The 11,746-nt window shown below is 73.1% G+C and carries 13 protein-coding genes; 9 read left to right on the forward strand and 4 right to left on the reverse strand.

The features are described 5' to 3' along the window. Nucleotides 1-24 precede the first annotated feature (24 nt). The 3 genes from ABGB11_RS23610 to ABGB11_RS23620 form a co-directional block, all read right to left on the reverse strand. On the reverse strand, nucleotides 25-231 hold the full coding sequence (locus ABGB11_RS23610) for a DUF397 domain-containing protein (RefSeq protein ID WP_347636080.1): 207 nt from the start codon (nucleotides 229-231) through the stop codon (nucleotides 25-27). Nucleotides 232-491: 260 nt separating this feature from the next. Continuing rightward, nucleotides 492-863, reverse strand: a complete 372-nt coding sequence (locus tag ABGB11_RS23615) for a DUF397 domain-containing protein (RefSeq protein WP_347636081.1) — start codon at nucleotides 861-863, stop codon at nucleotides 492-494. Next, entirely contained in the window at nucleotides 754-1,614 is an 861-nt protein-coding gene (locus ABGB11_RS23620; RefSeq protein ID WP_250360023.1) for a helix-turn-helix transcriptional regulator, read from the reverse strand. Before ABGB11_RS23620 ends, ABGB11_RS23615 begins: the two co-directional genes overlap by 110 nt. A 226-nt stretch (nucleotides 1,615-1,840) precedes the next feature. On the opposite strand from ABGB11_RS23620, the gene ABGB11_RS23625 reads away from it, so the two are divergent. Next, nucleotides 1,841-3,349 (forward strand): NAD(P)H-hydrate dehydratase, encoded by a 1,509-nt coding sequence (locus ABGB11_RS23625; RefSeq protein WP_347636083.1) that lies wholly within the window; start codon nucleotides 1,841-1,843, stop codon nucleotides 3,347-3,349. Between the two features lie 41 nt (nucleotides 3,350-3,390). Here the strand turns inward: ABGB11_RS23625 and ABGB11_RS23630 are convergent, their stop codons facing one another. Then, complete coding sequence (locus ABGB11_RS23630) at nucleotides 3,391-4,266, reverse strand: helix-turn-helix transcriptional regulator (protein WP_347636084.1); 876 nt, start codon at nucleotides 4,264-4,266, stop codon at nucleotides 3,391-3,393. Between the two features lie 150 nt (nucleotides 4,267-4,416). Between ABGB11_RS23630 and ABGB11_RS23635 the strand changes: the two genes are divergently transcribed. The 8 genes from ABGB11_RS23635 to tsaD all read left to right on the forward strand — a co-directional run bounded on the left by ABGB11_RS23635 (nucleotide 4,417) and on the right by tsaD (nucleotide 11,746). Then, entirely contained in the window at nucleotides 4,417-5,445 is a 1,029-nt protein-coding gene (locus ABGB11_RS23635; protein ID WP_347636085.1) for a zinc-dependent alcohol dehydrogenase family protein, read from the forward strand. Between the two features lie 145 nt (nucleotides 5,446-5,590). Continuing rightward, nucleotides 5,591-6,715, forward strand: a complete 1,125-nt coding sequence (gene alr, locus ABGB11_RS23640) for an alanine racemase (protein WP_347636086.1) — start codon at nucleotides 5,591-5,593, stop codon at nucleotides 6,713-6,715. Nucleotides 6,716-6,726: 11 nt separating this feature from the next. Beyond that, entirely contained in the window at nucleotides 6,727-7,803 is a 1,077-nt protein-coding gene (locus ABGB11_RS23645; RefSeq protein ID WP_347636087.1) for an alpha/beta hydrolase, read from the forward strand. 35 nt (nucleotides 7,804-7,838) lie between these two features. After that, on the forward strand, nucleotides 7,839-8,270 hold the full coding sequence (gene tsaE, locus ABGB11_RS23650; protein ID WP_347636232.1) for a tRNA (adenosine(37)-N6)-threonylcarbamoyltransferase complex ATPase subunit type 1 TsaE: 432 nt from the start codon (nucleotides 7,839-7,841) through the stop codon (nucleotides 8,268-8,270). A gap of 498 nt (nucleotides 8,271-8,768) precedes the next feature. Next, nucleotides 8,769-9,464: a hypothetical protein gene (locus ABGB11_RS23655; protein WP_347636088.1), complete on the forward strand. Its 696-nt coding sequence runs from the start codon at nucleotides 8,769-8,771 to the stop codon at nucleotides 9,462-9,464. A 35-nt stretch (nucleotides 9,465-9,499) separates the two neighbouring features. Then, nucleotides 9,500-10,180, forward strand: a complete 681-nt coding sequence (tsaB, locus tag ABGB11_RS23660; protein ID WP_347636090.1) for a tRNA (adenosine(37)-N6)-threonylcarbamoyltransferase complex dimerization subunit type 1 TsaB — start codon at nucleotides 9,500-9,502, stop codon at nucleotides 10,178-10,180. A 20-nt stretch (nucleotides 10,181-10,200) separates the two neighbouring features. Next, a complete protein-coding gene (gene rimI / locus ABGB11_RS23665; RefSeq protein WP_347636233.1) occupies nucleotides 10,201-10,668 on the forward strand; it encodes a ribosomal protein S18-alanine N-acetyltransferase in 468 nt (155 codons plus the stop codon). Nucleotides 10,669-10,711: 43 nt separating this feature from the next. Beyond that, complete coding sequence (tsaD, locus tag ABGB11_RS23670) at nucleotides 10,712-11,746, forward strand: tRNA (adenosine(37)-N6)-threonylcarbamoyltransferase complex transferase subunit TsaD (RefSeq protein ID WP_347636091.1); 1,035 nt, start codon at nucleotides 10,712-10,714, stop codon at nucleotides 11,744-11,746.

An 11,746-nucleotide genomic window follows, 5' to 3' on the forward strand; every position in this document is an offset into this window, starting at 1 on the left:
GCCGTGTAAGTTGCAGAGATTCTTTCAGGGGCGGTCGAAACGGCCGCGCTTGACCTCGTCGGTGAATCTGCGCCATTCCGCGGTGCCGAACGCGAGGATCGTCGCCGCGTCCTCGGTGTCACGCACGGATATGGCGTCGGCGTCGAGCCGTGCGACCTCGACGCAGCCGTTGCTGGCGCCGCATCGGGTGCTCTTTCTCCATCGGGCGGGCGGTGTCCCACGGAAACTCATGACGGCTCCCTGCGTCGAACGGTGCCTTGGATTCGCGGCGGCGCTGCCGTGTTCAAGCACACGGTAACAAGATCGCAAAAAACGCCTGATCACCTCCGGGTAGCGCGGTACCCGTGGGACAGGCGTGCCGAGGTGGTTCCAGAGTTGCCGGTGGGAGGCTCGTCGAGCCGGGTCGGTCGTGGACCCGGCCCGTACGGCGTGGCCCCCGGGGCGCCCTCGTGAGGCGCCGGCCAAGGGCTCAGAAGCGCATCAGCGCCCTCTCATCGGCCCAAATCGAATTCGCCCTTCTTGGTTCGCTGGAGGAAGTCCCGCCACTCTCCCTGGGAGAACGACAGGACCGGGCTCTGCGTGCCGTGCTTGGCGTCCCGCGCCCCAATGGAATGGGACGAATCAGCCAATGTGGCGACTTCTACGCACGTGTTGCTCGCCCCGCAGTGGGCGCTTCTCCTCCATTGTGGAGCAGGAGTGGCGAAAGGGGACACTCGGTGCCTTTCACAAGGTTTGAGCCACTCAGCGGACCCGTCACCATGCGTCCTTGGCCTCGGCGATCCGCCGCCGTGATTCCTCGGTGTCCAGTGCCTGGCCTGCCAGGCTTGAATAGGCGAGCCGGTACATATAGGTAACAGCCTCATCCGCGAGGTGGCTGATTGTCAGGGATTCGGTGTGCACGATATCAGGAAATACGATGTCATGCACCGGTGAGAATTCCAGAAGGATAAACGATTCGGCCAACACCGAGTGTGCGATCCCCAACGGCAGGATCTGTACCGTCACGTTCGGCCGCTCGGTCATCCGGCACAGATGTTCGAGCTGCTCGCGCATCACCTTGTGGTCACCGATCCGGCGCAGCAGAACCGCCTCGTCGAGAACCGCCGACAGTTCCAGCGGGGACGGTCCGTCCAGCAGTTCGCGGCGCCGCATTCGGACGTCCACGCGGCGTTCCAGTTCCTGCGGCGGCAGGGTGGCGAGGTCGCTCCAGCCGCCGATCACATGGCGCGCGTAGTTCTCCGTCTGCAGCAGCCCCGGAAAGACGGTGCTGCCCCATTCCCTGAGTGCGGTGGCCTCGGCCTCAAGGGCGATGAAGTCGGCGAGGGGGCTCGGCAGGTCGCGGTAGTCCTCCCACCAGCCCCGCTGCGCGGCGTCGTGCGCCAGCGAGATCAGGTCGTCGCGCCGCGCGCCGTCCACCTCGTAGAGGTCGAGCAGGCGCCGCACGTCGCCGATCTTCGCGCCGGTCCGCGCGTTCTCGATCCGGCTGACCTTGGCGGTGGACCAGGCGAGCCGTTCGGCGACCTCGTCTCCGGTGAGGCCCCTGCGTTCGCGCAGCCTCCGGAGCTCGGCGGCCAGCCGCCGCTGCCGGACGGAGGGACCGCGGGAAGTGCTCATGGCTCGGGCCTCTCCAGTCCCGGCGGACTGATCTTGGCGCATTCTGCCGCACCGGGGGGTCGCGGCGCGAACACATCGGACCGGATGCAGAAGATTCTACGGCCGATGATTCGTATGCGCACATGACACCGAAAGTTGCACCGTAAGGTGCAATTGAGAACGGGGCAGGGTTGGAAACCCGCCGCTCGTGGCACGCTGAGTGTGTGATCGACTTGGGGAGCCGCGGATGAGGTACGCGCACGAGGTCGGCAAGGTCCGGGCGGCGGAGCGCGCCCTCATGGCCCGTCTTCCGGAGGGCACGCTGATGCAGCGCGCCGCCGCGGGCCTGGCATCGGTCTGCGCGCGCGTGCTGCCCGCCGTGTACGGGTCCCGCGTCGTCCTCCTCATCGGCGGCGGCGACAACGGCGGCGACGCCCTCTACGCCGGGGCCCGCCTCGCGCGGCGCGGCGCCCGCGTGCACGCCGTCCAGGCCGGCTCCACGATCCACGAGGCCGGGCTGGCCGCCCTGCGCGCCGCCGGCGGCCGCCTGCTCGACGGCGGCCAGGAGGCCGCGATCGCCGGCGCCGACCTGATCATCGACGGGCTGACCGGCATCGGCGGGAGCGGCGGCCTGCGCGAACCCCACGCCACCTACGCCGCGCTCGCCTCCGAGTCCGCGGGGATCGTCGTCGCGTGCGACGTCCCGAGCGGCGTGGACGCCGGCAGCGGGCGCGTCGCGGGCACCGCCGTCCACGCCGACCTCACGGTCACCTTCGGCACGCACAAGCCGGGGCTGCTGATCGACCCGGGCGCGTCCTACTGCGGTGTGGTCGAACTGGTCGACATCGGGCTCGGCCCCGACCTGCCCGACCCGGACGTCGTCGCGGCCCGCCCGGTGGACGTCCAGCCACCCGAACCCGGTCCCGAGTCCGACAAGTACCGCCGCGGCGTCGTCGGCATCCTCGCCGGCGGCGAGGAGTTCACCGGGGCGGCCGTCCTCAGCGCGGGCGGCGCCGTCCGCGGCGGTGCCGGAATGGTCCGCTTCGCCTCGGTCCGGCACCCGGTGGAACTCGTCCGGCACCGCTGGCCCGAGGTCGTGACCACCGTCATCGAACCCGGCCGTGCCAAGGTGCTGGAGCGCATCGGGCGCGTCCAGGCCTGGGTCGTCGGCCCCGGCCTCGGCACCGGCGCCGCCGCCGAGTCGCTCGTGGAGGCCGTCCTCACCACCGACCTGCCCGCGCTGGTGGACGCCGACGGCCTGACGGTCCTGTCCCGCCGCCGCGACCTGCTGCGCCGCGCCGCGCCGACCGTCCTCACCCCGCACGCGGGCGAGCTGTCCCGGCTCATCGCCGCCACCCGCGACGACATCGAGGCCGCCCGCCTCGACCACGTCCGCCGCGCCGCCGCCGAACTCTCCGCGACCGTCCTGCTCAAGGGCTCCACCACCCTGGTCGCCGAGGAGGACCGCCCCGTCCGCGTCAACCCCACCGGCACGCCCCGCCTGGCCACCGCCGGAACGGGCGACGTCCTGTCCGGCCTGATCGGAGCGCTGCTGGCCGGCGGAATGCCCGCCCTCGACGCGGCCGCCGCCGGCGCCTACCTGCACGGCCTGGCCGCCCGGCTGGCCTCCGCCCCCACCCCCGGCCTCGAATCCCCGATCAGCGCCGAAGACGTCATCACCGCCCTCCCTGACGCCTTCCGAACCCTGTCCCTGCCTGTGGCGGCGGTGCCGGGTCAGGCGCCTGGGGACGCCTGACCCGCCGTCCCCGCGTGCGATCGCGGCCCCTGCGGCAGCTGTCAGGTGGGGTCGGTGGCTCGGGACGGGCCGGAGTGCGTGTCGGGGGTGGTCCAGCTGGCCAGGAGGCGGAGCTTGTCCTCGGAGTCGCTGCCGGGTTCGGCGGTGTAGGCGATGAGGGTGAGGCCGTCCGCGATGAGGTCCAGGGACTCGTAGGCGAGCCGGAGATCGCCGACGACCGGGTGGTGGAAGGGCTTGGCGCCGTGGTGGTGCAGGCGGACGTCGTGGCGGGCCCAGCGGGTGCGGAAGTCCTGGCTGCGGGTGGACAGCTCGCCGATGAGCTCGGTGAGGGCCTTGTCGAAGGGGTCGCGGCCGGCCTGGGCCTGGAGGAGGGCGACGGTGGTGCCGGCGGAGCCGTCCCAGTCGCCCCAGAACTCGCGGGAGCGGGGGTCGAGGAAGGTGAAGCGGGCGAGGTTCGGGACGGCGCCGCGGGCGGAGTCGATCACGGGCGCGTAGAGGGCGCGGCCGAGGGCGTTGGTGGCCAGCATGTCGCTGCGGCCGTTCTTGACGAACGCCGGGCCGGTCAGGGAGTCCAGGAGCCGCTGCACCGCGGGCCGGACCGTCGTCGAGGCGTCCCGGCGCCCGCGGCGCGGGGCCGGGCCGGCGGCGCGGGCGAGGTCCTCCAGGTGGGTGCGGTCCTCGTCGCCGAGCCGCAGGGCGCGGGCCAGGGCGTCCAGCACCTGGTCGGAGACGCCGGACAGGTCGCCGCGCTCCAGCCGCGAGTAGTACTCCACGCTGATGCCGGCGAGCTGGGCGACCTCGGCGCGCCGCAGCCCCGGGACCCGGCGGGTGCCGTGGGACGGCAGCCCGGCGTCCCGCGGGGTGATCCTGCCGCGGCGCGAGGTCAGGAACTCGCGGATCTGGCTGCGATGGTCCACGCCTCCAGGCTAGGCGGGTCCGCGCCGGGAAGGGGTGCCCTGCCGGTACACCCTTCAGCAGTGCCTTCCACCCGATCGGGTGGGTGCCTTCTGATGGTGGTGCGCTCGCGGCACGGAAGCGGGCGCGGAACCTGAGAAGGAGTGAGAGTCATGCGTGGTGTGGTGTTGCACGCTCCCGGCGAGGTGGAGGTGCGGGACCGCGAGGACCCGCGGATCATCGAGCCGACCGACGCGATCATCCGGGTGGCGGCGGCGTGCGTGTGCGGGTCGGACCTGTGGCCCTACCGGGGTGCGAACGGGCCGGTCCACGACCGGCCGATGGGCCACGAGTACGTCGGCGTGGTCGAGCAGGTCGGCGACGAGGTGCGGAACGTCCGGCCCGGCGAGTTCGTGGTCGGGTCGTTCTTCGCCTCCGACAACACCTGCGAGATCTGCCGGGCCGGCTACCAGTCCCGCTGCGTCAACGCCCAGCTGGTCGGGGCGTCCGGCACGCAGGCCGAGTACGCCCGGATCCCGCTGGCCGACGGCACCCTGGTCGCCGTGCCCGGCACGCCCGACGCTGATCTGGTCCCGTCGCTGCTGACCGCCTCGGACGTCCTCGGCACCGGCTGGTTCGCCGCCGTCGCCGCCGAGGCGGGGCCGGGCCGGACGGTGGCGGTCGTCGGGGACGGCGCGGTCGGCCTGCTCGGCGTCCTCGCGGCCCGGCGGCTGGGCGCCGAGCGGATCGCGATCTTCAGCCGGCACGCCGACCGGCAGAAGCTCGCCCTGGAGTTCGGGGCCACCGACGTGATCACCGAGCGCGGGGACGAGGGCGTCGCGCGGATCAAGGACCTCACCGGCGGGCTCGGCGCGCACAGCGTGATCGAGGCGGTCGGCACCCAGGAGTCGATGATGCAGGCCATCCGCTCCACCCGGGCCGGAGGGCACGTCGGCTATGTCGGCATGGCTCACGACGTCCAGATTCCGGGGGACGAGCTGTTCTACACCGGCGTGCACCTGCACGGCGGGCCGGCGCCCGTGCGCCGGTTCCTGCCCGAGCTCATCCGGCTGATCTCGGACCGCGCCATCGACCCCGGCCGGGTCTTCGACCTGGAGCTTCCTCTGGAGGACGCGGCCGAGGCCTACAAGGCGATGGACGAGCGCCGCGCCATCAAGGTCCTCCTGCGTCCCGGGGACTGACGGCGGCGGTCCGGCCCGCGGGTCGAACCCAGGAACGGACGTTTGCGTCTTAATGGACGAAGAGTGTTCGGTTGGCGGGTGTCCTGGCCGTGAGCTGGGCGATGATGCTCCGGGCACGGCCGTGGGGGCGGCACACTTGGTGTTCATGAGGGTTCCTGTGGAGGCGCGGGTCGAGGTCGCTGCCATCGGCGGCAACGTCGGGCTGCTGCGCGAGCGCGCGCGGGGCGCCGAGGTGATGGCCATGGTGAAGGCCGAGGCGTACGGGCACGGGCTGGCCGAGGCGGCCCGCGCGGCGCTCGCCGGGGGCGCCTCGTGGCTCGGCGTCGCGAAGCTGGCGGAGGCGCTGCGGCTCCGCGACGAGGGCATCACCGTCCGGACGCTGGTGTGCGTGGGCGTTCCCGGCGAGCCCTACGCGGAGGCCGTGGCACGGGACGTGGACCTGACCGTGGGGGCGGTCTGGCTCCTGGACGAGGTGGTCCGGGCGGCCGAGGCCGCGGGGCGTCCGGCGCGCGTGCATCTCAAGGCCGACACCGGCATGGCGCGCGGCGGCGCCCGGGGCGGCGACTGGGAAGCGCTGGTCGGCGCGGCGCTGAAGGCGGAGGCCGCGGGCCACGTGCGGGTCGTCGGGGCCATGTCGCACTTCGCCTGCGCGGACGAGCCGGGCCACCCGTCGATCGCCGCGCAGCTCTCCGCGTTCACCGACATGGTGGCGCACGCGGAGAAGGCGGGCGCGCGGTTCGAGGTGCGGCACCTGGCGAACTCGGCGGCGACGCTCACGCTGCCGGAGGCGCGGTTCGACCTCGTCCGCCCGGGGATCGCGACCTACGGGCTGACGCCGGCGCCGTCCCTCGGCACGTTCGGGCTGCGTCCCGCGATGACGCTGGTGGCGGACGCGGCGCTGGTCAAGCGGGTTCCGGCGGGCAGCGGCGTGTCGTACGGCCACACCTACCGCACCGAGCGGGAGACCACGCTGGCGGTGGTCCCGGCCGGGTACGGCGACGGAATCCCCCGGCACGGGTCGAACGTTCTCGAAGTGCTCGCGGGCGGGCGCCGCAGGAGGATCGCCGGGCGGGTCTGCATGGATCAGTTCGTCATCGACCTCGGCGACGACGCGCTCGCCGCGGGGGACGAGATCGTCCTGTTCGGGCCGGGCGACCGGGGCGAGCCGACCGCGCAGGAGTGGGCGGACGCGCTGGGCACGATCTCCTATGAGATCGTCACCCGCATCGGATCCCGGGTACCGAGGGCGTACCCGGGAGGGGCGCTGTAGGGAGCGCGTGCATGGACAGCAAGAGCAGGCGCAGGATCGGCATCGCCGGTGTCGTGGCGGGTGTCGGCGCGGCGGGCGTGGGCGCGGCCGTCGGGCTGCGGCACCTCGCCGTCGGGCGGGTGCGGCTGCGGCCGGATCCGGACGCCGGCGAACCGTTCGGCGAGCTGCGCGGCCGGGCGACGACCGTCCTGGCCGACGACGGCGTGCCGCTGCACGTCGAGGTGGAGGGCCCCGAGGACGCCGATCTCGCGGTCGTGTTCAGCCACGGCTACGCCCTCAACCAGGATTCGTGGCACTACCAGCGGCGCGACCTGCAGGGATCGCTGCGGACGGTGTTCTGGGACCAGCGCAGCCACGGCCGTTCCGGACGCAGCGATCTCGCGAACGCGACGATCGAGCAGACCGGGGACGACCTGCGCGCCGTGCTGGAGGCGACGGTCGGCCCGGACGTCCCGGTCGTCCTGGCCGGGCACTCCATGGGCGGAATGTCGATCATGGCGTTCGCGGACCGGCACCGGGAGATGTTCGACGAGCGGGTGGTGGGCGTCGCGCTGGTGAACACCTCCTGCGGGGACCTGGCGGAGATGACGCTGGGGCTCCCGATGGTGCTGGCCAAGGCCGTCCGGCCGCTCGCCCCGCGGACGCTGCGCGGCCTCGGCCGCCGCGCCGAGCTGGTGGAGAAGGCCCGCGGCCTCGGCGCCGACCTGGCGTTCGTCGTGACGCGGAAGATGGCGTTCGCCGACAAGTACGTCAGCCCGTCCGTGGTCGACTTCCTGGAGCAGATGATCAGGGCGACGCCGATCGACGTGATCGCGGAGTTCTACCCGGCGCTGATCGCGCACGACAAGGCCGGCTGCCTGGACGTCCTCGGCCGGGTGCCGGCGCTGGTGCTGGTCGGCGGGCGCGACCGGCTGACCCCGGCCGCGCACGGCCGGCGCATCGCCGAGGCGATGCCGGAGGCGGAGCTGGTCGAGGTGGAGCAGGCCGGGCACGTGCTGCCGCTGGAGTACCCGGGCGTGGTGACCGGGGGCCTGCGCCGGCTGATCGACCGGGTCCGCCCCGAGTACGCGGAGGAGCGCAGCGCGTGAGGGCCTTCACCATCACCGTCCCGACCGCGGAGGACATGCGCGACCTGGGCCTGCGGCTCGCCGGTCAGCTGCGCGCGGGCGACCTGCTCGTGATGACCGGTCACCTCGGCGCGGGCAAGACGACGCTGACGCAGGGCATCGGCGAGGGCCTGAAGGTGCGCGGGCCGATCACGTCGCCGACCTTCGTCATCGCGCGGGTGCACCCGTCGCTGGCGGGCGGGCCCGCGCTGGTCCATGTGGACGCCTATCGGCTCGGCGGATTCGCCGAACTGGACGATCTTGATCTGGACGCGTCCGTGGCCGAATCGGTGACGATCGTGGAATGGGGAGAAGGGCTGGCCGAGGGCCTTGCCGAGGACCGGCTGGAAGTGATCATTTCGCGCGGCGACGGCCCCGGCGAGGAACGCGAAGTAAGGATCGTCGGGGTCGGTCATCGCTGGTCCGACCTGGAACTCCGCCCTGGATGACGACCGTCCGATAACTTCTTCGCTTTTTGCCGGTCTGGATGGACCACTTTACGGCTACATGTCGTACTCTTTGCCGAACGAACCTCACCTTCGCGACCTATCGATTTCCAACGGGAGTGGGAACCGGTGAGTGGTAGCCATCGCAGCGGTAGTCACCGCGACAGCTACCGCGGTTCGGGCGGTGGCCACGAGTCTGGCGGCGGTTACCGGCGGGACGGCGGTGGGTACGGCGCGGGCGGCGACGAGTACGGACGGTACTCGTCGGGGCGTTCGGGTAGCGGGCCCTACCAGAGGGAGACCGGGCCCTATGGGACCGGTAGCGGCGGCTATCCGTCCGACAGCGGCGCCTATCCCGGTGAGAGCGGCGGATACGACACAGAGAGCGGCGGATACCGCACCGATAGTGGCGGCTACCGCACCAGCAGTGGCGGATACCGGACGGACAGCGGCGGATACCGGTCCGGTAGCGGCGGGTATCGCACCGGCAGCCATCGGGTGGTGCGCGACCGCCGTGCCGGACGGCGCTGGGCCGTCATCGTCGGCGGCGCCGTCGCGGGCATCGGCGTCTGCGTGCTGGCCGCGGTCGTCATCCTGAGCGGGGTCGGCGCGAGCGGCGAGAAGGGCAGCGGGCAGGTCGTCGGCAGCGGCGCCTCGGATACCACGCCGACGGCCAAGGGCGAGCGCGCCGCCGTCCCCGACTCCTGCACGATCATCGGCGACGACCTGATCAACAAGCTGGCGCCCAACTCCGAGCGGAACGTCGCCGACAACTACCAGGGCGACGACCAGCAGAACCAGTGCGTCTGGGGCGCCTACGCGGGCGACCGGAAGCGGCAGCTCACCATCGAGCTCCGCGCCATCGCCGGCGCCGCCGACCAGTCCCCGACGGACGCGGCCCGCAAGACCTTCACCACCGAGCGGACCGCCGACGAGTCCGGCAAGGCGCTGCTGGCCGGCCAGAAGCTCCGGGACAAGATCCGGCTGGAAGGCATCGGTGACGAGGGCTACATCGTCTACAGCGTCGACGACAAGCAGGGCTCCGGCGAGGCCGTCGGCAACGTCCGGCTCGGGAACGTCCTCGTCACCATCCACTACTCGGGCTCCAACAAGGGCGACCCGCTGCCGTCCCGCGACGCCACCGGCGGCGCCACCGAGGTCGCCAAGGCCGTGGTGACGGCCCTGAACCAGGGCTGACCATCCCGCGCTCCTGACCGGTAGGCTTACAACCCGTGCTGGTCTTGGCTTTCGACACCGCGACCGCCGCGATCACCGTGGCGCTCTACGAGTGGACCCCGGGTGAGGGCGCGGTGCCGCGCGGCCTGGCCGAGGACGTCGACCCGCGGCGCCACACCGAGCTGCTCATCCCCTCCATCGCGGAGGTGATGGCGGAGGCCGGGGCCGCGTCGGGCGACCTCAGCGCGATCGCCGTCGGGGTCGGGCCCGGCCCGTACACCGGCCTGCGCGTCGGGCTCGTCACCGCCCGCGCGATGGGCGAGGCGCTGAGCATCCCGGTGCACGGCGTCTGCACGCTGGACGCCATCGCCTGGGCCACCGGGCGGGACGAGCCGTTCGCCGTCGCGACGGACGCCCGCCGCAAGGAGGTCTACTGGGCGCGGTACCACCGGGCCCGCGCCCGCGCGACCGAGCCCGCCGTCGGGCCCCCGCCGGACGTCCTGGACGGTGCGCCCCACGGGCTGCCCGTGGTCGGCGAGGGCGCCGCCCTCTATCCGGACGTCCTCGGCGGTTCCGGGCACGAGCCGCTGCTGCCGACCGCCGGCGCCCTCGCCGAGCTGGCGATCGCACGGCTCGCGGGCGAGAAGGTGCCGCCGCTGCTGCCGCCCGAGCCCCTCTATCTGCGCCGGCCGGACGCGAGGGAGCCGGGCCCGCGCAAGAAGGTGACGCCGGCGTGAGCGGTGTCGTCCTGCGGCCCATGACCGGCGACGACCTGCCGGCCGTCCACCGGCTGGACCGCGTGCTCTTCCCCGAGAACGCCTGGAGCGAGGAGATGCTCGCCGGGGAGCTCGCCGACCAGCCCCGCACCCGCCACTACGTCGTCGCGGCCGACCCCGGCGGCGAGATCGTCGGCTACGCGGGCCTCGCCGCCGCGGGCGGGCAGGCCGACGTGCAGACCATCGGGGTCCGCGCGGACCGGCGCAAGCACGGCATCGGCGCCGCGCTGCTCACCGAACTGCTCGACGAGGCCGTCCGGCGCCGCGCCGAGTCGGTGTTCCTGGAGGTCCGCGCCGACAACGACGCCGCCCACCGCCTCTACGAGCGGTTCGGCTTCACCCGGGTCGGCGTCCGCAAGCGCTACTACCAGCCGTCGGGCACGGACGCGATCGTCATGTGCCGGACACTCCGCGACCGCCCGCCCATCGGCTTCACCAGACCCGAGTGACCCGCGGGGACCGTTGCAGGAACTCGACACAGGGAGAGTCAACGTGATTCGGGACGAGCCGCTCGTGCTCGGGATCGAGACCTCGTGCGACGAGACGGGGGTCGGGATCGTGCGGGGCCACACGCTGCTGGCGGACGCGATCGCCTCCAGCGTCGACCAGCACGCCCGGTTCGGCGGCGTCGTGCCCGAGGTCGCGTCCCGCGCGCATCTGGAGGCGATGGGACCGACGGTCGAGCGGGCGCTGGCCGAGGCGGGCGTGGCGTTCACCGACGTGGACGCGTTCGCGGTGACGGCCGGGCCGGGCCTGCCGGGCGCGCTGATGGTGGGCGTCGCCGCCGCCAAGGCGTACGCGCTGTCGCTCGGCAAGCCGCTCTACGGCGTCAACCACCTCGCCGCGCACGTGTGCGTCGACCAGCTCGAACACGGCCCGCTGCCGAAGCCGTGCGTGGCGCTGCTGGTGTCGGGCGGGCACTCGTCCCTGCTGCTGGTGCCGGACGTGGCGGGCGACGTCCGGTCCCTCGGCGGCACCGTGGACGACGCGGCGGGGGAGGCGTTCGACAAGGTCGCGCGGGTCCTCGACCTCGGTTTCCCGGGCGGGCCCGTGATCGACCGCATGGCCCGCGACGGCGACCCGGCCGCGATCGCGTTCCCCCGCGGCAAGTACGACGACGGCACCTACGACTTCTCGTTCTCCGGCCTGAAGACGGCCGTGGCCCGCTGGGTGGAGGCGCGGGAGCGCGCGGGCGAGCCGGTCCCGGTCGCGGACGTGGCGGCGTCCTTCCAGGAGGCCGTCGTGGACGTGCTGACGCGCAAGGCGCTCCAGGTCTGCAAGGACAACGGCGTCGGCGACCTGCTGATCGGCGGCGGTGTCGCGGCCAACTCGCGGCTGCGCGCCCTCGCCGCGGAGCGCTGCGAGGCGGCGGGCGTGCGGCTGCGCGTGCCGCGCCCGAAGCTGTGCACCGACAACGGCGCGATGGTCGCCGCGCTGGGCTCCGAGCTGGCCGCCGCCGGCGCGCCCCCGTCCGCGCTGGGCCTGCCGGCCGACTCCAGCCTCCCCGTCGAAACCATCAGGTGCTGA

Origin of the sequence: Actinomadura sp. B10D3 (genome assembly GCF_039871695.1) — a bacterium.
Classification (GTDB): domain Bacteria; phylum Actinomycetota; class Actinomycetes; order Streptosporangiales; family Streptosporangiaceae; genus Spirillospora; species Spirillospora madurae.